The sequence below is a fragment of the Streptomyces erythrochromogenes genome, assembly GCF_040684695.1.
Lineage (GTDB): Bacteria > Actinomycetota > Actinomycetes > Streptomycetales > Streptomycetaceae > Streptomyces > Streptomyces erythrochromogenes_C.
This window is the reverse complement of the sequence record NZ_JBFBGM010000002.1, coordinates 385556-408324: the sequence shown is the minus strand read 5'-3', so window position 1 is coordinate 408324 and position 22769 is coordinate 385556. Positions and strand designations below refer to the sequence as shown.

Annotated in this window: 20 protein-coding genes; 6 read left to right on the top strand and 14 right to left on the bottom strand. The window is 73.0% G+C overall.

The annotated features are described in order from the left end of the window. Positions 1-59: 59 nt before the first annotated feature. The 10 genes from AB0O53_RS05890 to AB0O53_RS05845 all read right to left on the bottom strand — a co-directional run bounded on the left by AB0O53_RS05890 (position 60) and on the right by AB0O53_RS05845 (position 11933). A complete protein-coding gene (locus AB0O53_RS05890) occupies positions 60-1037 on the bottom strand; it encodes an NAD(P)H-quinone oxidoreductase (protein ID WP_365193450.1) in 978 nt (325 codons plus the stop codon). Between the two features lie 26 nt (positions 1038-1063). Beyond that, positions 1064-2164 (bottom strand): potassium channel family protein, encoded by a 1101-nt coding sequence (locus AB0O53_RS05885; RefSeq protein WP_350990304.1) that lies wholly within the window; start codon positions 2162-2164, stop codon positions 1064-1066. Next, positions 2152-3447, bottom strand: a complete 1296-nt coding sequence (locus AB0O53_RS05880; RefSeq protein WP_365193448.1) for a molybdopterin molybdotransferase MoeA — start codon at positions 3445-3447, stop codon at positions 2152-2154. Before AB0O53_RS05880 ends, AB0O53_RS05885 begins: the two co-directional genes overlap by 13 nt. Beyond that, a complete protein-coding gene (locus tag AB0O53_RS05875; RefSeq protein ID WP_365193446.1) occupies positions 3444-4316 on the bottom strand; it encodes an NTP transferase domain-containing protein in 873 nt (290 codons plus the stop codon). The genes AB0O53_RS05880 and AB0O53_RS05875 overlap by 4 nt, the downstream gene beginning before the upstream one ends. Positions 4317-4507: 191 nt before the next feature. Further along, positions 4508-5047: a bacterial proteasome activator family protein gene (locus AB0O53_RS05870; protein WP_030014634.1), complete on the bottom strand. Its 540-nt coding sequence runs from the start codon at positions 5045-5047 to the stop codon at positions 4508-4510. A gap of 102 nt (positions 5048-5149) precedes the next feature. Further along, on the bottom strand, positions 5150-7903 hold the full coding sequence (locus AB0O53_RS05865) for an FtsX-like permease family protein (RefSeq protein WP_365193697.1): 2754 nt from the start codon (positions 7901-7903) through the stop codon (positions 5150-5152). A gap of 101 nt (positions 7904-8004) precedes the next feature. Continuing rightward, entirely contained in the window at positions 8005-8748 is a 744-nt protein-coding gene (locus tag AB0O53_RS05860; protein WP_350990298.1) for an ABC transporter ATP-binding protein, read from the bottom strand. 25 nt (positions 8749-8773) lie between these two features. Further along, positions 8774-9442: a PadR family transcriptional regulator gene (locus AB0O53_RS05855; RefSeq protein ID WP_365193444.1), complete on the bottom strand. Its 669-nt coding sequence runs from the start codon at positions 9440-9442 to the stop codon at positions 8774-8776. A 71-nt stretch (positions 9443-9513) separates the two neighbouring features. Beyond that, positions 9514-10110: a hypothetical protein gene (locus AB0O53_RS05850; RefSeq protein ID WP_365193442.1), complete on the bottom strand. Its 597-nt coding sequence runs from the start codon at positions 10108-10110 to the stop codon at positions 9514-9516. 161 nt (positions 10111-10271) lie between these two features. Continuing rightward, positions 10272-11933, bottom strand: a complete 1662-nt coding sequence (locus tag AB0O53_RS05845; RefSeq protein ID WP_365193441.1) for a protein kinase domain-containing protein — start codon at positions 11931-11933, stop codon at positions 10272-10274. Between the two features lie 230 nt (positions 11934-12163). Between AB0O53_RS05845 and AB0O53_RS05840 the strand changes: the two genes are divergently transcribed. Next, positions 12164-13762, top strand: coding sequence for a protein kinase domain-containing protein (locus AB0O53_RS05840; protein ID WP_350990290.1), 1599 nt, complete (start codon positions 12164-12166; stop codon positions 13760-13762). Between the two features lie 89 nt (positions 13763-13851). Here AB0O53_RS05840 and AB0O53_RS05835 read toward each other — a convergent pair whose 3' ends face one another. Together AB0O53_RS05835 and AB0O53_RS05830 are read right to left on the bottom strand one after the other, a co-directional pair. Then, positions 13852-14274 (bottom strand): pyridoxamine 5'-phosphate oxidase family protein, encoded by a 423-nt coding sequence (locus AB0O53_RS05835; protein ID WP_350990288.1) that lies wholly within the window; start codon positions 14272-14274, stop codon positions 13852-13854. 182 nt (positions 14275-14456) lie between these two features. Further along, positions 14457-15116 (bottom strand): response regulator, encoded by a 660-nt coding sequence (locus AB0O53_RS05830; protein ID WP_136230236.1) that lies wholly within the window; start codon positions 15114-15116, stop codon positions 14457-14459. Positions 15117-15442: 326 nt separating this feature from the next. On the opposite strand from AB0O53_RS05830, the gene pdhA reads away from it, so the two are divergent. From pdhA to AB0O53_RS05805, 5 genes are all read left to right on the top strand, one after another. Continuing rightward, entirely contained in the window at positions 15443-16651 is a 1209-nt protein-coding gene (gene pdhA / locus AB0O53_RS05825; RefSeq protein WP_350990286.1) for a pyruvate dehydrogenase (acetyl-transferring) E1 component subunit alpha, read from the top strand. Further along, the gene (locus AB0O53_RS05820; protein WP_365193437.1) at positions 16651-17631 is read left to right on the top strand and encodes an alpha-ketoacid dehydrogenase subunit beta; all 981 of its coding nucleotides are present in this window, start codon (positions 16651-16653) and stop codon (positions 17629-17631) included. The genes pdhA and AB0O53_RS05820 overlap by 1 nt, the downstream gene beginning before the upstream one ends. 13 nt (positions 17632-17644) lie before the next feature. Next, positions 17645-19075, top strand: coding sequence for a dihydrolipoamide acetyltransferase family protein (locus AB0O53_RS05815; protein WP_350990282.1), 1431 nt, complete (start codon positions 17645-17647; stop codon positions 19073-19075). A gap of 114 nt (positions 19076-19189) precedes the next feature. Beyond that, complete coding sequence (locus AB0O53_RS05810) at positions 19190-20125, top strand: GNAT family N-acetyltransferase (protein WP_350990280.1); 936 nt, start codon at positions 19190-19192, stop codon at positions 20123-20125. Positions 20126-20175: 50 nt separating this feature from the next. Next, positions 20176-20940, top strand: a complete 765-nt coding sequence (locus AB0O53_RS05805; protein WP_350990278.1) for a hypothetical protein — start codon at positions 20176-20178, stop codon at positions 20938-20940. 82 nt (positions 20941-21022) lie between these two features. Here the strand turns inward: AB0O53_RS05805 and AB0O53_RS05800 are convergent, their stop codons facing one another. After that, positions 21023-21439, bottom strand: coding sequence for a PPOX class F420-dependent oxidoreductase (locus AB0O53_RS05800; protein WP_350990276.1), 417 nt, complete (start codon positions 21437-21439; stop codon positions 21023-21025). A 73-nt stretch (positions 21440-21512) separates the two neighbouring features. After that, positions 21513-22718: a DUF1266 domain-containing protein gene (locus AB0O53_RS05795; protein ID WP_365193434.1), complete on the bottom strand. Its 1206-nt coding sequence runs from the start codon at positions 22716-22718 to the stop codon at positions 21513-21515. Positions 22719-22769 lie beyond the last annotated feature (51 nt).

The following is a 22769-nucleotide window of genomic DNA, read 5'->3' as shown; positions in this document are numbered from 1 at the left end:
CCGCACCCCGTACCTCGGGCTCCCCGGCCGTCGCCGGGGAGCCCGAGGCGCGAGGGGGGTCACGTCGTGAGCAGCAGCTTGCCCACGTGGGAGCTGGATTCCAGGACCCGGTGGGCCTGCGCGGCCTGCGCCATAGGGAACGCCGCGTGCACCACGGGCCGGACGCGGCCCGAGGCCACCAGCGGCCACACGTGCTCCCGGACGGCCGCGACGATCGCCGCCTTCTCCTCCAGCGGCCTGGCCCGCAGCGACGTGGCGGTGATCGCCGCCCGCTTCGCCAGCAGCGCACCGAGGTTCAGTTCGGCCTTGACCCCGCCCTGGAGCCCGATCACCGCGAGCCGGCCGTTCACGGCCAGGGCGTCCACGTTCCGCGCGAGGTACTTGGCTCCCATGATGTCCAGGATCACGTCCGCCCCGGCGCCGCCCGTGGCGGCCCGCAGCTCGGCCACGAAGTCCTGCTCGCGGTAGTCGATGAGGACGTCGGCGCCCAGCTCCTTGCAGCGGGCCAGCTTCTCCGGGCCGCCGGCCGTGACGGCGACCGTCGCACCGATCGCCTTGCCCAGCTGGATCGCCATCGTCCCGATGCCGCTGGCCCCGCCGTGCACCAGCAGGGTCTCGCCGGGGCGCAGTCCCGCGACCATGAACACGTTGGACCACACCGTCGTGACGACCTCCGGCAGCGCCGCCGCCGTCACCAGGTCCACCCCGGCCGGGACCGGCAGCAGCTGGCCGGCCGGCACCGCCACCCGCTGCGCGTACCCGCCGCCGGCCAGCAGGGCGCACACCTCGTCGCCCACCGACCAGCCGGACACCCCCGCCCCGAGCGCGGCGATCCGCCCCGAGCACTCCAGGCCCGGGTAGCGCGAGGCCCCGGGCGGCGGATCGTAGAAGCCCTGCCGCTGGAGGAGGTCGGCGCGGTTCACGGCGCTCGCCGCGACCTCGACGAGGACCTCGCCCTCGGCCGGTACCGGATCGGGAACGTCTGCCCAGACCAGGGCCTCGGGGCCGCCGGGCTGCTCGATGGTGATCGCATGCATGGCCCGGAGGCTACGCCACGGCGCGGCTACTCGGCAGGACCCAGCGTCGCCCTCGGAGCGGTCGGCGGGACCGCCCGCACGATGGTGATGAGACGGTCCGTCAGCTGGAGCGGGCTCGCGTGCGGGTCGTCGTACGGGAGCAGCCGGTGCCCGCGCAGCACGTTGACGACGAGGTCTTCGGTGTCGCGCACCGACTTGCCGACCTCGGACTTGCGGACGGGCCGTTCGATGAGGTCCAGGCCGCTGCCCTGCTGGATCAGGTCCTCCATGACGGTGCCCGCGCTCGGGCTGAGCACCGACAGGCCCAGCAGCCGGCCGGCCGCGCTCGCGCTCGTGATGACCGCGTCGGCACCGGACTGGCGCAGCAGCGGGGCGTTCTCCTCCTCGCGCACCGCCGCGACGATCTTCGCCCCGCGGTTGAGCTGCCGGGCCGTCAGCGTGACCAGGACGGCCGTGTCGTCGCGCTGCGTGGCGATGACGACCTGACGGGCCTTCTGGAGCTCGGCACGCAGCAGGACGTCCGAGCGGGTGGCGTCGCCGACCACGCCCGTGAACCCCTCGGCGTTGGCCGTGTCGATGACCTTGGCGCTGGGGTCGACGACGACCACCTGCTCCTTGGAGAGGCCGGTGGCCAGCAGGGTCTGCAGGGCCGAGCGGCCCTTCGTGCCGAAGCCGACGACGACCGTGTGCTCGCGCAAGTTCTTCCTCCAGCGCTTCAGCCGCCACTCTTCCCTCGTCCGTTCCGTGAGGACTTCGAGGGTGGTACCGACGAGGATGATCAGGAACAGCACGCGCAGCGGCGTGATCACCATGATGTTGATCAGCCGTGCGCTGTCGCTGTAGGGGACGATGTCGCCGTAGCCGGTCGTCGACAGCGTCACCGTGGCGTAGTAGAAGCAGTCGAGGAGATCGACCGACTCGTTGGCGTTGTCGTGGTAGCCGTCGCGGTCCAGCCACACGATGAAGACCGTGAGGAAGAGCACGAACAAGGCCATCAGAAGACGCTTGGCGACCTGTCGCAGCGGATGCTCGACGATGCGCTTGGGCAGCTTGATGCGCCGGGAGACGAGTTTCTCGTCGGCCCCGCGGGCCATGGCGTCCTGTCCGGGCAGTTTCACGTGAAACATCCTCCCGAGGCCCACGGCAGATCGAGGACCTCAAGCTCCTGTCCGGACCGGGCGCCCCTGGGCGGTACGACGGCCAGCGCGTCCGCGGCGGCCACGCCGCGCAGCATCGCGGGGCCGTGGTAGCGCAGCGGCACGGCCTGCTCGTCGTCGAGCCGGACCGGGACCAGCCGGGTGTCGTACGGGTGCCCGGGTACGTCGCCCTGCAGGGTCGCCGTGTAGCGCGGGCGCGGGCGGCGGCCCGCGAGGGCGCGCAGCAGCGGCTCGGCGAGGGTCAGCAGCCCGGAGACGGCGGCGAGGGGGTTGCCGGGGAGCCCGACCACGTGCCGCCCGTCCGCCCGGTCGCCGATCCGCGCCAGCAGCATCGGGTGCCCGGGCCGGACCGCGACCCCGTCGACGAGCAGCCGGGCGCCGGCCTTCTCCAGCACGGGGTGGACGTGGTCGACGGGGCCGGAGGCGGTGCCGCCGGTGGTGACCAGGACGTCCGCGGTGGAGGTGGTGACGGCCTTCAGCAGGGCGGCCGCCCCGGCCGGGTCGTCGCCGAGGGTCCGGGTGCCGGTGACCTCGGCGCCCAGGCGCGTGAGCCAGGGCCCCAGCATGGGGCTGAGGGCGTCGCGGATCAGCCCGTCGTGGGGGCGGCCCTCGGTGAGCAGTTCGTCGCCGAGCACCAGGATCTCCACGCGGGGGCGGGGCCTGGTGGTCAGCCGGTCGTATCCCGCGGCCGCGGCGAGCCCGAGCACGGCGGGGGTGACCAGGGAGCCGGCGGGCAGCAGCAGGTCTCCCGAGCGGCACTCCTGGCCGCGCGGGCGGATGTCCTGGCCGGTAACGACGGGCCGGTCGGCGAAGAGCTGCCCGCCCGCCTCACGGCAGTGCTCGCTGCGGATGACGGCGGTGGTGTCGGCGGGGATCCGCGCGCCGGTGGCGATCCGGACGGCCTCGCCGTCGGCGAGCGGCTCCGGCCGGCCGGAGCCGGCCAGGACGCCGCCGCCCTCGCGGACGCGCCACGGGCCGGGGCCGGCCACGGCCCAGCCGTCCATGGCGGAGGTGTCGAAGGACGGCAGGTCGGTCAGCGCGTCCAGGGAGGCGGTCAGGACCTCACCGAGGGCGTCCGCGAGGGGGACGTCGTGGGTGCGGGCCCGCACCCCGGCCCCGGCGTGGGCGGCTGCGTCCCGGGCGCGCGGCCAAGAGGCGGCCCGGTGGCCGCCGGCGCCACCGCCCTCGGGGGCGCGGCTGACCAGGGCCAGGGCCTCCTCGAGGTCCTGCTCGGCGGAGTTCGTGGGGGTCATCCCGAGCCGTTCTCTTCGGCGGCGCCGGTCTCCGCCTCGGCGGCCCAGCGCAGCGCCAGGTCGGCGGCCTTGCGGGAGGCCTCGGCGACGGCCTGGGCGGGGTCGGCGCCGGTGGCGGCGGCGTGGGCGGCCGCGTAACCGACCAGGAAGGTGGTCAGTGGCGCGGCGGGGCGGGCGACGCCGTGGGCGGCGTCCCGGGCGAGGTCGAGCAGGGTCTTGGTGTCGACGGCGAGGTCGATGCCCAGCTCGTTCTTGACGGCGGTGATCCATTGGTCCAGCACGGTTCCATGCTCTCTGATCCGGGCGCGGGCGGCGGCGAGATCGTCCCAGGTGTCGCAGTCGAACGAGGCGAGTGGCCGGGCCGTGACGGCGGTCAGCTCCAGTTCCGCGGTGAGCGCGCGCAGCGGAAGCCCGGCGAGGCCGCCGTGCTCGGTGGCGAGCAGTGCGATCTCGCGGCGCAGGGGCTCGGCCCGGTAGGCGGCGACCAGCGGCTGGTCCCGGCCGCCGGGGTCCCGCAGCATCGCCCCGTCCGTGCCGTGCGCGTCGGGTGCGGCCAGCAGGGCCCGTACGGTGTCCCGGTCCAGGAACGGCAGGTCCGCGGAGAGTACGAGGACCAGCTCCGCGGTGGTGCCGCGCAGCCCGGCGTCCAGCGCGGCCACGGGGCCGCCGCCGGGAGGGTCCTCGCGGGTCCAGCCCACCGGGCGCGCGGTGGGCCGGCGGCCGCCGACCACGACGGTGTTCCGGGCGTCCGGGCAGGCGTCGAGGACGCGGTCGAGGAGCGCCCGTCCGCCGACGCTCAGCGCGGGCTTGTCCGCCCCGCCGAGTCGCCGCGCGGCGCCGCCGGCCAGCACGATCGCGTCGTAGCTCATGCCCATGAGTATGCGCGGACCATGTCCCCTCCGGGGAGCCGCACTTACCGGGTGCTTATCGGCCGGCCCCGGCGGGCCCGGCCCCGGACGGCAGCAGGCAGGCAGCGGACAGGCCCCGGGCAGGCCGCGGGCCCGGGGCCGCACCGTGCGGGTGCGGGACCGGGCCCGTGGTTGCTGTCGACCGCCGGAGGTCAGAGGTAGGGACCCGAGCGGATCGCGCCGTGGCCGCCGTCCTCGTCGTCGTCGTGCGGACCGCCGGGCGGGAGCGCGCGGCGCATCTGCTCCAACTGGGCCCGCGCGGCCATCTGCTGCGCGAACAGTGCGGTCTGGATGCCGTGGAAGAGGCCCTCCAGCCAGCCCACCAACTGGGCCTGCGCGATGCGCAGTTCCGCTTCGGAGGGGATGGCCTCCTCGGTGAACGGGAGGGACAGGCGCTCCAGTTCCTCCACGAGCTCCGGGGCCAGGCCGTCCTCCAGCTCCTTCACGGAGGCTGCGTGGATGTCCTTGAGCCTGACCCGGCTCGCCTCGTCGAGGGGCGCGGCGCGTACCTCTTCGAGGAGTTGCTTGATCATGCTGCCGATCCGCATGACCTTGGCGGGCTGTTCGACCATTTCCGTCACCGGGACCTCGCGCGACTCGTCATCGGCGTCGCCGACCGCCGTCCCGTCCTGTCCCACGATCAGGACGTGCGGGGGACTGTCCTGCGACCGTTCACTCCTCGGCATCTCCATGCCGTCATTCTCTCGCACACCTTCGTTCTCACACGGTGTGCCCCCGTACAGTCGTGATCCACCCTGTACGGGGGCACCAGCCTGGGGAAATCGTCCCCGCGGTCAGCCCGCGGCGCGACGGGCCAGAGCGCCGCTGGAGCGGGTGACCAGCGCGGCCAGCAGGGCCGCGCCCACCGGGACCACGACGAGCAGCCCGGCGAGGGTCTCCCACGGCACGGAGATCGGCACGTACACCAACGCCTCCTCCACCGTCCTGTAGCCCTTGGCGACCGATTCCTCGCGCAGGGCCTCCACCTCCCGGCGCTCCACCAGGCGCAGGCCGACCGCGGGCAGGATGCCGGCCGCGATGCCCAGGACGACGCCCATGAGGGCGACGACCCCGCACTGGAAGCCGCTCAGCGTCCTGCGCACCCGCGGCGCCGCGCCCACGGCCGCCAGGGTCTTCAGATCGGCCTCGGCGTCGGCCTGGGCGAGGCCGGTGGCGATGCCGGCCGCGCCGATGGTGACCAGACCCGCGAAGACGGTCAGGGCGAGCAGCGCGAGGCTGTCGTTGCCCTGGTAGCCCTCCTCGATGCGCACGGCCGCTTCCACGCCCGTGCGGTCGATCTCGCCGGCGATCCGCTGCCGCTGCTCGCTGGTCGCCTTCCCGTCCAGGGTGAAGTACGACCCGGCCGGGGCGAAGGACAGGCCTGCGGCCTTGGCCGTCGCGGGCGGCAGGATCAGTTGGAGGCCCCAGCTCTGCACCGACTCGGGTGCCAGGTGGACGGGCAGGACCCTGTCCTCACCGGGCGGGTCCTCGCCGACCGCCTCTGAGGCCTCGTCCTCCTGCTGGGCGAGGATGGTCCGCAGGGTGATCCTGCCGTCCTTGACCTGGCGCTTGTCGAACGCGACGGGCCGACCCTGCTTGAGTGCGGACACAGACCCGGGGTCGGTGACCGCCAGTACGTTCAACAGCTTCTCGTCGGCGACGACGACGGGTTCGGGCGCGTTGGGCCCACTGCGCTTGCAGCGCCAGTCCCGGCGCAGCTCCCGGGCCTGCTCATCGGTGAAGGACGCGGAGCCGTCGGGGGATTGGTGGAGCGGGCAGCGCTGCTCCTTCGGCTTGATGATCTCGATGTAGCCGCAGCCGGGGGTCCTCGAGAACGATTCACAGCTCGGCATGCCGTAGAACAGCCGGTCGACGTCCGCCCGCGCCGCCAGGGGAAGTTCTTTGGAGAGCGCCTGGCGCAGCGCGGGAATCTCCTTGTGGTCGCCCGCCTCCCTGGCCTCCAGCATTCCGGTGCCGTGCGGCAGGTCGGCGACGTACTCGTGCCGCAACTGCACGTCCCGGCTGTGCTCGTACGTGGCCACGGCGACGGTGCCGGCGACGGCAGCCAGGACGGCCGCCACGGCGGGCGCCGTACGCCCCCGGTTGCGCACGGCGTCGCGCAGCGAGAGCCGCGGCGACAGCGGCAGCCAGCGTCCGAGCCGGCCGAAGAGACCGACCAGAGCCGGGGTGAGGGCGACGAAGCCGAGCTCGGCGATGGCGCTGCCGCCCGCGACGACGGTGGTGCTCGTCCGCGACGTGGTGCCGTACAGGACGATCGCGGCGCCCGCGGCGACGGCGATCAGGCCCACGACCGGCAGCACCCGGTTGGAGCGGCGCACCCCGCGGCGACCGGTCAGCGAGGCCAGTACGGTCTGCCGGGAGGCGGTGACGGCGGGGACGATCGCGGACAGCAGGCCCGTCACAACGGCGAGCAGGGCGATGGCGGCCAGTTCCAGCGGGCGGAAGTCCAGGCCGCCGAAACGGACGCCGAGCTGTCGCTCCAGCACGGGACGCAGCGCGATGGTGAGTCCCACGCCGATCACGGTGCCGATGACGGCGGACGCGGCGCCGATGACCAGGCCGCCGGAGAGCACGATGGAGCGGATGTGGCGCCGGTCGCCGCCGTTGGCGCCGACCAGGCCGAGCTGGCGGCGCGAGCGGCGGGCGCCGACCGCGAAGGCCGGGCCGGCGAGCAGGCAGATCTCCAGCATGGCGAGGCCCACGACCGTGGCCAGGATGGCCACCTGGGAGGCCGAGCCGCCGCCCTGCTGGTACTGCTCCTTGGGTTCCTGCTGGAAGAGCGGCACGTCGGCGTCGGCGGGCGGGTCGATGTGCACGACCCGGGAGACGACCAGGAGGGACTTGGTGTTGGCCGCCTTGACCATGTTCCACGTGAAACCGTCGCCGCCGACCTTGACCAGGTAGCTGTCGTCGGCCGTCACCTCGTAGCCTCCGGCAGCCCTGAGCGTCCGGTCGAGCGGGGCGATCAGGGTTCCCGGCGGGGCGAGGATCTCGCCCTTGCCCAGTTCGCTCGGCAGCTCGTACGCGCCGACGATCTTGTACGAGGTGTTCGCGCCGCGCGGAGTGACCCTGGAGCCGACGTAGAAGCCGGAGTCCCTCAGGAAGGTGGTGGTGGCGGCGACCTCCCCGGCGTTCTCGGGCATCCGGCCGCGGTCGAGCGTGAACATGCCCGCCACCAGCGGGCTCCGGGTGTCGACTTCGTGCAGTCTGGTGTGGAGGAGCCCGTGCTTGGTGCGGACCATGCTGTAGCCCACGGAGTCCTTGAGGACCTGGGTCCCGGCCGGGAGCTGGGACGCGTCCAGCTCCTGAGGCGTGTCCTGCACCATCGGGCCGTCGACCTTCTCGTGGCCGCGCACCGGCGCGTACGTGGAGCCGTCGGGCAGCTGGTGGATGGGGTTCGGGCCGGTGAGGCTGACCCGGGCGTCGGCGGTCCCGATCTTTCGAGAGATGGCCTGGTCGGGCGAGAGCTGGGCGCTGCGCAGGGTGAGGTCCGCTCCGCTCACACCGACGATCGGCAGCGCGATCATCGCGAGGACCAGGCAGCTGCGGCCCTTCGCGCGCCAGGCGTCGCGGCGCGCGATGCGCAGGGCCGCGACCCACGAGTGGTACCAGCCTTGGAGCGAGGAGGTCACTGGCCCGCCTGCCCGGAGAGGAGGGAGTCGGCGTGGCTGCGTATGGTCTCGTCGACCACGCTGCCGTCGCGCAGGAAGACCACGCGGTCGGCCCACGCGGCGAAGCGCGGCTCGTGGGTGACGAGGACCCCGGCCGCGCCGGCGTCGCAGCGGGAGCGCAGCAGACCGAGGACGGACTCGCCGGTCTCGGAGTCGAGGGCGCCGGTGGGCTCGTCGGCGAGGACGAGGCGGCGGTCGCCCACGAGGGCGCGGGCGATGGCCACGCGCTGCTGCTGGCCGCCGGACATCTCGTCGGGGAACCGGTCGGCGAGGACTCCCAGGTTCATCTCCGCCAGCGCCGCGAGGGCGGCGGCACGGGCCTTGCGGGCCGAGGTCCCGTCCAGTTCGAGCGGGAGGGCCACGTTCTCGGCGGCGGTGAGGGCGGGGATCAGGTTGTAGTCCTGGAAGACGTACCCGATGCTGCGGCGGCGCAGCGCGGCGAGCTGCTTGCGGCTCGCCGTGGTGATGTCGGTGCCCTCGACCAGCACCCGGCCGCCGGTGGGGACGTCGAGGCCGCCCGCGAGGGTGAGCAGTGTGGACTTGCCGGAGCCGGAAGGGCCCATGACGGCGACGAGTTCGCCGGGGTACACGGCGAGGTCGATGCCGCGCAGGGCGTGCACTTCGGTGGCACCGCTGCCGTGGGTGCGGACGAGCCGCTCCAACTGCAGTACGGGCTGTTGGGTTTGGCGCTGGTCAGGCATGAGGGTTCCCCCCTGGGACGGTGTTTCAGGCGCGCCGCGTACGGGCGGTGCGGTGCGGGGTGGTGGTGGTCGGGGCCGGGGCCGGGGCTGGGGCCGTGGTCTCGGCGGCGGCCCGGGGCGGTTCGGGCGCGGCGGCTTTCCGGTCCACCGGCAGCGAGAGCCGGACGAGCCGGGCCTCGCAGTGGTCGAGCCAGCGGGCCTCGGCCTCGGTCTGGAAGATCAGCTGCTCCAGGACGAGCAGCCAGGCGACGTCGTCGCGTTCGCCGGACCGGCCGTTCTCGACCGCCGCGAGCGCGGTGGCCTTGAGGCGGGTGTAGTCCTGCATCGCGCGGATCGTGGCGTGCCGCTGGGACTGGATGACGGCGCGGATGTCCACGCCGGGGGCGCCGATGGCCATGGCGAGCTTGATGGACAGCTCGTCCCGGGGCGGGTTGGCCCGGTCGACGGGGCGCTCGTACCACTCGCGCAGCTCGGCCCGCCCGGTGTCGGTGATGGCGTAGAGGGTGTGTCCCGCGGTGTCCTCACCGTCGGGTGCGACGAGGCCGTCGCGTTCGAGCCGGGCGAGGGTCGTGTAGACCTGCCCGACGTTGAGGGGCCAGGTGGAGCCGGTCCGGGATTCGAACTCGGTGCGCAGCTGGGAGCCGTACCGAGGACCCCGTTCCAGTAGGGCGAGTAGCCCGTGACGGATCGACATACTCGGTATGTATACCGAGTATGTTCACGTAGGGCAACCATCGGCGTGCGTACTTCCGCAGGGGGACGGCGCTAGGCGCTGCGGCGCAGCCGCACGCCCAGATAGCCCAGACCCAGTCCCATCAGGGCGAATCCGGTGCCCAGGGGCAGCATGTGCGCGGCCAGGTCCGCGGCGCGGTCGTTCGGCGCGGTATCGAGCGCGGTGTCGAGCGCGGTCACGTCGTCACGCGCTGTCGGGGCGGCGGCAGAGGGTCGCGGTGGCGGCGGAGAAGGGGGCTGCGAGGGCGGGAGCGGGGGCGGGGGCGGCGGCGGTGTGGCCCCGGTGCGCGGGTGCGCCGGCAGCGGCCGGGAGGCGATCAGCAGCTCCGGATCGGCAGGTTCCCCGGCCGCCCGTCCGGGCCGCTCGCGGCCGACCCCGGCGGCGCTCCCCGCGAGCTCCTCGTGGCCGTCGTAACCGGCGTGGCCGCCTCGGATCCCCTCGCCCTCTTCGCCCTCTTCGGCCGTGGCGGGGGCCGAACGCGCCGGGAGCGACGCCGTGCGCTGGACGTGGGTGCGCTCGGGGTGGGCCGGGGCGAGGGGGCCCGCGTACGCGGAGGCGGCCGGCGCGAGGGCGGCTGCGGTCAGCACGGCCCCGGCCAGCCAGTGCGACGGACGGAAGCCTTGGATCACGGGGAGCCCCTCCCGTCCCGAGCGGCCGGCGTGCTCGCTGGAGTCAGCGATATGCGCTCAGATTTACATAGTGGGGCAAAAGCGGCATCCCGGGCGCCCTGTCGGGTGCCCGGGATGCCGGTGTGTCGTTCGGCCGCTTGCCGTACGGCCGCCGCCCGCGGCTACTCCGGATTGCCGGTGGACACGGTGAGCGTGTACTCCGTGCCCTCCTTGTTGATCTTGTCGCCGGCGGCCGGGGTCTGGCTCAGCACCGTGTCCTTGCCGTACACGGCCTCGTCCTTCGGGACGATCGTGTACTTGCCGCCCGAGGCCTGGATGCAGGCCTTCACGGACAGCAGGTTCTTGTACTTCAGGTCCGGCGCCGAGTACTTGCCGGCCTCGCTGTAGTGCTTCACCGGCTCCGAGCACTTCTTCGGGTCGATCGTGCGCGAGACGTCGGGGCCCTTGAACCCGGCCTTCGCGGACGCGGACGTGGAGGCACCCGGGTCGGCCGTGGTGTCGCCCTTGTCCTTGTCGTCCCCGTTCATCGAGATCGCCGCGATCAGCCCGCCCACCGCCAGCAGCGCCACCGCGACCGCACCCACGACCACCGGCATGTTCCGCTTGCCGCCGCCGGAGCCCGACGGGCCCGCCGAGCCCGTGGGCGAGATCGTGTACGGGGGCGGGGTCTGCGGCGCGTAACCCTGCTGCGGCGGAGGCGTGTGCGGGTAGGCGTAGCCGCCCTGCGCGTGCTGCTGCTGCGGGGCGGGCGTGGGCGCGTACGGGGCCGGCGTCGGGGTGTGCGGCGCCTGGTAGGGCTGCTGCACCGACTGCGGCGGGGCCTGGAAGCCGGACTCCACCGGCGGGAACACGGCCGAGGACACCCCCGCGCCACTGCTCAGCGGACCCTGGCCCTGCACGATGACCGGCGCCCCGGTCTGCCCGGAGCCCAGCACCCGCGCGACCTCGTCGCCCATGGCCGCGGCCGTGGGGAAGCGCTCGTTCGGGTTCTTCTTCAGCGCCCGCGCCACCAGCGCGTCCATCGCCGGGGTCACCGACCGGTTGATGGAGGACGGGGCGACCGGCTCCTCCTGCACGTGGGCGTAGGCGATGGCCAGCGGGGAGTCCGCGTCGAAGGGGATCCGACCCGTCAGCAGCTGGAAGAGCATGATGCCGACCGAGTACAGGTCGGAACGGGCGTCGACGCCGCGCCCCAGGGCCTGTTCGGGCGAGAGGTACTGCGGGGTGCCGACGACCATGCCGGTCTGCGTCATCGAGGTGACCCCCGACTGCATGGCGCGGGCGATGCCGAAGTCCATCACCTTGACCACGCCGCGCTTGTTCACCATCACGTTGCCGGGCTTGATGTCGCGGTGGACGAGCCCCATCTCGTGGCTGGTCTCCAGGGCGGCGAGCACGTCGGCCGTCACCTTCAGCGCCTTGTCCGCCGGCATGGCACCGTACTGCCGGATGTCCGCTTCGAGCACCGAGCCGAGCGGCTTGCCCTCCACGTACTCCATGACGATGTACGGCATCACCGCGCCGTCGCCCGAGCGGTCGCCGCCGAACGTCACTTCGCCTTCGCCGGTGTCGAAGACCGAGACGATGTTCGTGTGCGACAGTTTCGCTACAGCCTGGGCCTCGCGGCGGAAGCGCTCGCGGAAGGACTGTTCCCGGCCGAGGTCGCTGTGCAGGGTCTTGATGGCCACCTGCCGGTCGAGCGCCGAGTCGTACGCGAGGTACACAGAGGCCATGCCGCCCGCACCCAGCAAGTCCCTTAGCTGGTAACGGCCACCGGCCAGAGAGCCGCCCGCGTACTGGCCCTGAGTGCCGTCCTGGCTCATGACTGTTGCTTCCCCTCGGGATGTGCCTTCACGCCTCTGGCCGGGCGCACGTGGCGCCCAGTCTGCCCCAGGGCAAGCACACGTCAAGCCAGGTGCCCGTTCCGTGACCACACGTGCACAGGGTGGCCTTGTCCGAACGGTGACCGGTTCGGAGGCTGTAGCGTTCACCGGAGCACCAATAAAGAGGACTACCGCGCAGCGGCGGCCGAGAGAGACGACGGCGAGGACTGATGGCACCCGAACCCGAGGGAAACGGCGCCGGGATGACCGATGGTCCTGAGCACTGGGGCGACGGTGGCCTGGTGGGCGACGGCCGTTACCGGCTGACGCACCGACTGGGCCGCGGCGGCATGGCGGAGGTGTTCGCCGCCGAGGACGTGCGCCTGGGCCGCACCGTCGCCGTGAAGCTGCTGCGCGCCGACCTGGCCGAGGACCCGGTGTCCAAGGCCCGCTTCACGCGTGAGGCGCAGTCCGTCGCCGGGCTCAACCACCACGCCGTCGTCGCCGTGTACGACTCGGGCGAGGACCGGGTCGGCCCGAACACCGTCCCCTACATCGTCATGGAGCTGGTCGAGGGCCGCACCATCCGCGACCTGCTGATCAGCGCCGAGGCCCCGGGCCCCGAGCAGGCGCTCATCATCGTCTCGGGCGTGCTCGAAGCCCTGGCCTACTCGCACCAGCACGGCATCGTCCACCGCGACATCAAGCCGGCCAACGTCATCATCACCGACGCCGGCGCCGTGAAGGTGATGGACTTCGGCATCGCCCGCGCCCTGCACGGCGGGCAGGCGACGATGACCCAGACCGGCATGGTCATGGGCACCCCGCAGTACCTCTCGCCCGAACAGGCCCTCGGCAAGGCCGTCGACCACCGCTCCGACCTGTACGCGACCGGCTGTCTGCTCTACGAACTCCTCGCGCTGCGGCCCCCGTTCACCGGCGAGACCCCGCTCTCCGTGGTCTACCAGCACGTCCAGGACGCGCCCGTGCCGCCCTCGCAGCTGCCGGAGGGCCACCACATCCCGCAGGAGCTCGACGGCCTCGTCATGCGCTCCCTCGCCAAGGACCCGGACGACCGGTTCCAGAGCGCCGAGGAGATGCGCGGGCTGGTCCAGTACGCGCTCCAGATGCTGCACGACCAGGGCCCGAACACCGGCACCTGGAACACCGGCCCGGTCACCATGTCGCTGCCGCACGGGCGCGGCGGGGTCGCCGCCACCACGGCCATGCCCGTGGGCGGGAACGGCGGCGGGCAGCGGTACGCCTCGAACGCCTCGACCTCGCAGTTCCAGCAGCCGATGGTGCCGCCGCTGAACCCGGACGACGGCACGGCCTTCCCCGGTGCCCCCGGCGGTCACGGCGGAGGCCACAGCGGCGGCTACGAGGCCTACGACGACCGGCGCGGCAACGGCGGCGGCCGCTGGAAGATGTGGCTGTTCGCGGTGCTCGCTGTCGTCGCCATCGCGGGCGGCGTGGCCTACGCGGTCAACGGCGGGGGCGGCGGCAAGGGCGGCGGCGAGAAGCAGGATCCGGGCACGACCCAGACCTCCCCCAGTGCCAAGCCGAGCCTGTCCGACTCGCCGAACCCGACGCACTCGCGCCAGCCCACGGACAACACGCCGTCGAACAACGACACCCAGCCGACGGCGACCCGCACCCGGACGCAGACCGCCAGCCAGCAGCCCACGGCGACGGCGACGCAGTCGCCGACCGCGACGGCGACCAAGAGCAGCACGGCGACCGCGACCGCCACGCCGACGAAGACGGCCACGGCGACCGCGACGGCGACGAAGTCCCAGCCGCCGCCGGGGCCCGACAGCGCGGAGTAGCCCGGAACGGGCCCGGAAGGGGCACGGAACGGCACGTAGCGGGCCCGGCGGAATCGATTTCCGCCGGGCCCCTTCGCATGGGCGCTCCGTCAGAGGGCGTGCGCGCGGAGCCGGTCGGGATTCCCGTTCCCGGCGAGCGAGTGAACGGTGATGAACTGGGGTTCGATTCGCATGTGGACGGGGTCGAACACCTCGCCGTTCACGAATTGCGGACCCGGACCGAAGAGTTCCAGTTCGGCCGTGGCCGCCTCGACGACCTGGGCCGTTCCGGTGAACTGCACCGACCAGAGACGGGGGTCCGGGGAATTGAAATTGTCGGCCCCGTACGACACCACGCTTCCGTCGCACGCCAGGTGGTGGCCCAGGCCCGCGTGCATTCTCAGGACGACCCCGCCGTCCACCACGATGTGGCGGGCCGGCGCGAGGACGGGCAGTGCGCGCATGCTGGTGGCCACCCGGCCGTACGGCACCCGGCGCAGCAGATCGAGGGCGTGGTGATCCTCTGGGGACATGCCGTCCACTCTCCGCCACCGCGAGCGTGCCGGGAAAGAGGAGCCCGCCCCGACGACGGGGGACGTTGGTCCCGAATGAAACGCCGCGGCCGTGGAACGCGGACGGGTCCGGCCGTTCCGCGGGGGCGCGAGGGGCGCGAGGGGCGCGAGGGGGACGGCGGGGCCGGCGGGGCCGGGGCGCCCTAGCGCTTCTCGGCCTGGAGGCGGGCCACGTAGGCGGCCGCCTGGGAGCGGCGCTCCATGCCCAGCTTGGACAGCAGGCTGGAGACGTAGTTCTTGATGGTCTTCTCGGCCAGGTGCAGGCGCTCGCCGATGACGCGGTTGGTCAGGCCCTCGCCGATCAGGTCGAGGATCTTGCGCTCCTGCTCGGTGAGGTTGGCCAGGCGGTCGTCGCCCTTGCCGCCCTTGCCGTCGCGCAGCCGTTCCAGTACGCGGGCGGTGGCCACCGGGTCCAGCAGCGACTTGCCGGCGGCGACGTCACGCACGGCGCTCAGCAGCTCGTTCCCGCGGATCGCCTTCAGCACGTAGCCCGAGGCGCCGGCCATGATCGCGTCGAAGAGGGCCTCGTCGTCGGCGAACGAGGTCAGCATCAGGCACTTGACGTCCTCGTTGCGCGAGCGCACCTCGCGGCACACCTCCACCCCGCTGCCGTCCGGCAGCCGGACGTCGAGAACGGCCACGTCGGGGCGGGTGGCGGGGATCCGGACCAGCGCGTCGGCGGCCGTGCCCGCCTCGCCGACGATCTCGATGTCCTCCTCGACCGACAGCAGCTCGTGGACGCCCCGACGGACCACTTCGTGGTCGTCCAGGAGGAATACCTTGATTTTTCCGTCTTCGCGCACGAAGTCAGTTTCACACACTCACCTCTTCCCTGCCGGAGTTACCCGGGATAACGTGCCGTTGTTCCCGGCCCCTGCAAGGCTGTGACCAGTGGTTGTTCCCGTCGCTGCGGATTTACTTGGAAATCCAAGCAAAAACGCAGGTCAAACGGGGTTTCGCAGTTATGCGGCGCACTGGGTAACGTGCATTGCGCAGGGCACTCGCCGGGACGCCTGTCACGCCTGAATCCCGTACGCGACGCGCACCCACCCCGTGCGCTCGTTACGGATGCAGGTGAGCCGCACTGGACCCCGGAGAACCCGGGTGCCGGACCGACGGAGGAGCACAAGTGACCGTGGAGAGCACTGCCGCGCGCAAGCCGCGACGCAGCAGCGGCACCAAGCGGGCGGCAGGTGCGGCCAGCGCCGCCAAGCCCGCCGCTGCCACCGCGCAGACGCAGGACGCTGAACCTCAGCTCGTACAGCTGCTGACGCCCCAAGGGGACCGGGTCGACAACGCGGAGAACGCGGAGTTCGCATCCTTCGTCGCAGACATCACCACCGAGGACCTGCGCGGCCTGTACCGCGACATGGTCATGACCCGCCGGTTCGACGGTGAGGCGACCGCCCTGCAGCGCCAGGGCGAGCTGGGCCTGTGGGCCTCGCTCCTGGGCCAGGAGGCCGCTCAGATCGGCTCCGGCCGGGCGCTGAACGACGTGGACTACGTCTTCCCGACCTACCGCGAGCACGGTGTGGCCTGGTGCCGCGGGGTCGACCCGACCAACCTGCTCGGCATGTTCCGCGGCGTGAACCACGGCGGCTGGGACCCGAACACCAACAACTTCCACCTCTACACGATCGTCATCGGCTCGCAGACGCTGCACGCGACCGGTTACGCGATGGGCGTGGCCAAGGACGGCGCGGACGCGGCCGTGATCGCCTACTTCGGCGACGGCGCGTCCAGCCAGGGCGACGTGATGGAGGCCTTCAACTTCTCCGCCGTCTACAACTCCCCCGTGGTGTTCTTCTGCCAGAACAACCAGTGGGCGATCTCCGAGCCGACCGAGCGCCAGATGCGCGTGCCGCTCTACCAGCGCGCCCAGGGCTTCGGCTTCCCCGGCGTCCGCGTCGACGGCAACGACGTCCTGGCGTGCCTGGCCGTGACCCGCTGGGCCCTGGACCGGGCGCGCCGCGGCGAGGGCCCGACCCTGGTCGAGGCGTTCACGTACCGCATGGGCGCCCACACCACCTCCGACGACCCGACGAAGTACCGGCGGGACGAGGAGACGGCGGCCTGGGAGTCCAAGGACCCCATCCAGCGCCTGAAGGCCCACCTGCTGGCCACCGGGGGCGCCGACGAGGCGTTCTTCGAGGAGCTGGAGGCCGAGAGCGAGGCCATGGGCAAGCGCGTGCGCGAGGCCGTGCGCGCCATGCCCGACCCGGACACCATGGCGATCTTCGAGAACGTCTACGCGGACGGGCACGCGCTCGTCGACGAGGAGCGCGCCCAGTTCGCCGCCTACCTCGCGTCCTTCGAGTCGGCCGAGGAGGGTCACTGATGGCTGTCGAGAAGATGTCGATCGCTAAGGCGCTCAACGAGTCGCTGCGCAAGGCCCTGGAGCAGGACCCGAAGGTCCTGATCATGGGTGAGGACGTCGGCAAGCTGGGCGGTGTCTTCCGGATCACCGACGGCCTGCAGAAGGACTTCGGCGAGGAGCGGGTCATCGACACCCCGCTCGCCGAGTCCGGCATCGTCGGCACCGCCATCGGCCTGGCCCTGCGCGGCTACCGGCCGGTCGTGGAGATCCAGTTCGACGGGTTCGTCTTCCCCGCCTACGACCAGATCGTCACGCAGCTCGCGAAGATGCACGCGCGTGCCCTGGGCAAGATCAAGCTGCCGGTCGTCGTGCGCATCCCGTACGGCGGCGCCATCGGCGCGGTCGAGCACCACTCGGAGTCCCCGGAGACGCTGTTCGCGCACGTCGCGGGCCTGAAGGTGGTCTCCCCGTCGAACGCCACCGACGCCTACTGGATGCTCCAGCAGGCGATCCTCAGCGACGACCCGGTGATCTTCTTCGAGCCGAAGCGCCGCTACTGGGACAAGGGCGAGGTCGACACCGAGGCCATCCCCGGCGAGCTGCACAAGTCGCGCGTGGTGCGCGAGGGCGCCGACCTCACCCTGGCCGCCTACGGCCCGATGGTGAAGGTCTGCCTGGAGGCCGCCGCCGCGGCCGCCGAGGAGGGCAAGTCGGTCGAGGTCCTGGACCTGCGCTCGATGTCCCCGGTCGACTTCGACGGGATCCAGGCGTCGGTGGAGAAGACCCGCCGGCTCGTGGTCGTCCACGAGGCGCCGGTCTTCCTCGGCGTGGGCTCGGAGATCGCCGCCCGCATCACGGAGCGGTGCTTCTACCACCTGGAGGCGCCGGTGCTGCGCGTGGGCGGCTTCCACGCCCCGTACCCGCCGGCCCGCCTGGAGGACGAGTACCTGCCGGGCCTGGACCGGGTGCTCGACGCCGTCGACCGCTCGCTGGCGTACTGAGGAGCCACGTTCCATGACCATCCGCGAATTCAAGATGCCCGACGTGGGCGAGGGCCTCACCGAGGCCGAGATCCTCAAGTGGTACGTCCAGCCGGGTGACACCGTCACCGACGGCCAGGTCGTCTGCGAGGTCGAGACGGCCAAGGCCGCCGTCGAGCTGCCGATCCCGTTCGACGGCGTCGTGCACGCGCTCCTCTTCGAGGAGGGCACCACGGTCGACGTCGGCCAGGTCATCATCTCGGTGCAGACCGGCTCCGGCGAGGCCGCTGCGGCCCCGGCCCCGGCCCAGGAGATCCCCGCCCCCGCCGAGGCCGAGGAGGCCGCCCCGGCGGCCCGCCAGCCCGTGCTCGTCGGCTACGGCGTCTCCGAGTCCTCCACCAAGCGCCGGCCGCGCAAGGCACCGGCGCCCGCCGTCGCCGCGCAGAACGGCACCGCGGCCCCGGTCGCGGCCGCCCCCGCGGCGCCCGCCGCCCCGGCGGTCCCCGCGGTTCCGGCGCAGCCGACCGGCGAGCGTCCGCTGGCGAAGCCGCCGGTGCGCAAGCTCGCCAAGGACCTCGGCATCGACCTGGCCTCGGTGGTCCCGACCGGTGACGGCGGCGTCGTGACCCGGGAGGACGTCCACGCGGCGGCCGCCGCGGCGATCGCCCCGCAGACCGTGCCCGCGGCCGCGGCTCCCGCCGCCGCCCCGGCGCCGGCGGCCGAGGCCGTCGCGGTGTCCGCCGCCCCGGCGGCCGATGCGTCGGCGCGCGAGACCCGCATCCCGGTCAAGGGCGTCCGCAAGGTCACCGCCCAGGCCATGGTCGGCTCGGCCTTCACCGCTCCGCACGTCACCGAGTTCATCACCCTCGACGTGACGCGCACGATGAAGCTGGTCCAGGAGCTCAAGGACGACCCGGACCTCGCCGGCCTGCGGATCAACCCGCTGCTCCTGATCGCCAAGGCCGTCCTCGTGGCCATCCGCCGCAACCCGGACGTCAACGCGTCCTGGGACGAGGCGGCCCAGGAGATCGTGCTCAAGCACTACGTCAACCTGGGCATCGCGGCGGCCACCCCCCGCGGGCTGATCGTCCCGAACATCAAGGACGCCCACGCCAAGACCCTGGGCGAGCTGTCGGAGTCCCTGTCCTCGCTGGTCGCCACGGCCCGCGACGGCAAGACCTCCCCGGCCGACATGCAGAACGGCACGATCACCATCACCAACGTCGGCGTCTTCGGCGTCGACACCGGTACGCCCATCCTGAACCCCGGCGAGTCCGCGATCCTCGCGGTCGGCGCGATCAAGCTCCAGCCGTGGGTCCACAAGGGCAAGGTCAAGCCCCGCCAGGTCACCACGCTGGCGCTGTCGTTCGACCACCGCCTCATCGACGGCGAGCTCGGCTCCAAGTTCCTCGCCGACATCGCGGCGGTCCTGGAACACCCCCGCCGACTGGTCACCTGGTCGTAGCGGACACGAGCACGAAGCCGGCGGCCGGCCTCCCCGTGGAGGCCGGCCGCCGGCCTTTCGGGCGGGGCGGGAAAGCCGTGGTCCGCTCCGTGCACCCCGTGTGATCATCTGCGAATGCTCTTTCGCGCTGCCACCGCAGACCCCGCACACCTGGACCGCGCCGTCGCCCACCCGGCCGACGGTCCCGTCCCCGCCCTGACCGCAGAGAAGGTCCGCGAGGAGCTCGCCGAGAACCGGATCAGGCCCGAGTGGATCTGGACCGCCGAGGACGGCGACGGGCGGATCCTGGCCCGCGCCCTGTGGTGGGGCCGGGCCGACAGCGAGCACCCGATCGCGCTCGACTGCCTCCAGGTGGCAGCCGGGGTGGCCGACCCGGCCGGGGTCGCCGCCGCACTGCTGGACGCCGGGCACGCCGCCTTCGGCGGGCTCCCCGGCTACAACCTCTCCCTGCCCCGCGGCTGGCGCGCCGACCCGGAGCTGGCCGCCGCGGTCGCCTGGCGGCGCGAGGCCGCGCACCGCACCGGGCTGACGCGCGAGATCGAGCGCCTGCGCTACGAGTGGACCCCGGCCGCCGGGACGGCGGAGCCCACCGGCCGCCTGGTCTTCCGCGAGGGCACCGACGAGGAGATGCTGGACGCCTTCGTCCGGCTCTCCCGGGGCAGCCTCGACCTGGCCACGCGGCACGAACTGGAGCTGATGGACGCCGAGCAGCTGGCCCGCGAGGACTTCGACTTCTACCTCGACTGCCCCGGCGAGCGCTCCTGGTGGCGCCTGGCCCACTTGCCCGACGGCCGCCTCGCCGGCCTGGCCGTGCCCTCGGCGACCCCGTACCACCGCAACGTCGGCTACCTGGGCGTCGTACCGGAGCAGCGCGGCCGGGGCCTGATCGACGAGATCCTCGCCGAGATCACCCGCTTCCACGCCTCGCAGGGCGCCGAGCGCATCACCGCGACGACGGACACCGTGAACCTGCCGATGGCCGCCGCCTTCGACCGCGCCGGCTACGAGGTCACCGAGATCCGCCTCGTGCTGGAAGCCCCGGCGCGCTGAACCGGGCCCGTCCCCGGGAGGTAACCTGCCGCCCGGGGAAGGGGGCCGGGGTGTCCATCGCCGAACTGCAGGTCTACTCCGTGGAGGAGGCCGACGTCACCGGTGGCGTGTGCGTGGTCCGCTGCATCGGCGGGGTGGCCCGCGCCGGGCAGGTCTACGCCGTGGGCGAGTCGCGGATGGGCCTGCGCCGCATCGAGCGGTACGGGCGGCCCGTCGGCTCCTTCGACGCCGGGCACACCGCGAAGGTCCACTTCAGCGGGGCCATGGTCGCGCTGCTCTCCCGGGGGCAGGTGCTGACCTCGGTGCCGCCCGACGGGCACTCGCTGGCGGACCTGGAGGCCTGGCTGGCCACGGACCCGCCGCTGGGCGACGAACCCCAGCCGCGGACCCTGCGCGTCCTGGCCGGCGTCCGGATGCGCGACGACCGGCTGCCGGACGGGATCCGGCTGCGCTGGGGCCGGGTGGCGCTGGCCGCCACCCACCGCTGCGCGGCGGCCGAAGGCACACCGGAGCTGGTCAGGGCGCCCGAACTGGCCTGCGTACAGGGCTACTTGATCCAGCAGTTCGGCCCGGACCGCGGCGGTGACCCGGCGGTGCTGTGCCGGGACCTGCTCGCGCTGATCGACCTGACCCCGGAGGCGGCGGCGGTGCAGGGGCGCGTCTGGCGCGACCTCCCGCACCACCGCATCCGCCACCTGCGCCGCATCAAGTCCCTGATCCCGTGGCTGACGTCGGTCCGCCCCCACCTCCCGGACGACACCCCGCTGGCGGCTTCGGTCGACGCCTGGACGCGGGTCAGATCCCTGCTGCCGTAGCCGACGGAGCCCCGGTCCGCGCGTTGTGCGGGGGCCGGGGCTCCGGGGCGTTGCGGGCCGTTCCGGGCTGTTCCGGGGCGTTTCAGTCCTGGCGGGCGGCGTTGCCGAGGACCTTGGTCGGGGTGATGCGGACGACGACGCGGACGTCCTGGGGCGGGGCGTCCTGGTACTCCTTGCCGGCGCCCGGGCCCATGTACTCCTCGGCGATGCGGACGGCCACCGCGCGGCCGACGTCCTCGGTGACCGTCGCCGTGCCGCGGATCTCGGCGTAGAGGAAGGGGTTGGCCAGGTCGAAGACGGTCAGGCCGACCCGGCCGTCGCGGACGATGTTGCGCTCCTTGCGGCGGCCCTGCTCGGTGGAGACCAGCAGGTCGCCGCCGTCGCGGGTCACCCAGATCACGGAACTCTGCGGGCTTCCGTCGGGGTTGATGGTCGAGAGGACGGCGGGGTGCGGCGCGTCGAGCAGTCCGCGCACGGTTTCGTTCAGCTCAACAGTCATGGTGCCGAGGCTAGTTGTCGGCGGTGCGGGACGCGGGCGGATTCCGGCCGGGCCGCCGACTACCCGAGGTCGGTCATTTCCAGGGGATGTTGAGCCAGGGGCTGGCGGGGTCGGTGGTCAGGGTGACGTGGGCGGCGAGGGCCCCCGTGTACCAGGTGCCGAACTCCTCCTCGTCGAAGTGCAGGCACCGGCCGAGGACGTACCCGGCGGAGAACTCCTCCCACGAGCGGTACGTCTGCCGGGCCGCCTCCCCGGCGCGCAGCACGGCCTTCTCGCCCTCGTGCAGGGTTCCGTAGCGGCAGCCGATGCCCCAGCGGGCCATCTGGGAGGCGCGGCCGAGGTCCCAGGCCTCGACGGAGCGGACCCAGCCGTCCTCGGGGAGCAGCCCGTCGGCCCGGAAGCGCTGTTCGTAGCGGGCCATCCGGCCTATGAGCCGCTTGACGCCGGCTATCTCCCCCTCGACCTCGGCGGTCGGGCGCGGCCGGGCGACGGTGACCCCGTCGGGGGTGAGCTGCGGCTCGGCGGAGCGTTCGGCGTTGCGCCGCAGGCTCGCCTCGGCGGCGTGCCGCCAGTGCTCGACGTCCACGGGCCCCGCGAAGTCGGAGGCGAGGACGCGGCGCACGCGGAGCGCGAACTCCCAGACGGGGCTGACCATCGTGGTGCTCAGGAGCTGTTCGAGGGTGGCGAGCCAGTCGGCCCGGTCGGTGATGCCCCAGCTCTTGGCGACGCGGCGGCGCTCGTGCTGGTAGCCGCGGCCGTGGTAGGCGAGGGCGTTCCAGAACTCGCCGTTGCTGACGGCGAGATGCCCGCCGACGGCGAGGCCGTGCGCGATGTCCCCGTGCAGGGGACCGCCGGTGAAGAGGGCGTGGACCTTCAGTTCCGGCAGGCCGTAGGAGGGTGCGGCGTCGGCGTGCGCGCGCCAGCGGGCCAGGTCGGCGGGGGTGGTGGTGAGGTACGCCTCGGCGGGCGAGCCCGGGTTCACGGCGAGGAAGGCGGGGTCGTCGGCGGCCCACACCTTGGAGAACCAGCCCAGGCTCCGGGACTCGAAGACGGTCTCGGGGGTGGGAGCGGGCAGCATGCCGGCGGTGCGGACGACGAGCATCCGGTCCGGGGTGGGGTGGAAGAAGACCGAGTCGGGGTGTGCGTCCGACTGCACGCGGGGCTGCACCAGGTAGAGCTGGGCACGCGCGAGCACGTCGAAGTACGCGGCCCAGTCACCCGCGTTCTTGGCCTCGTACAGCTCTCGCTCGATGACGCTCGGCGCGATCCAGGTGCCCATACGGGGACCCTATACGGACCCCTCGACGGGCAAGTCGGCCCATTCCGCCTC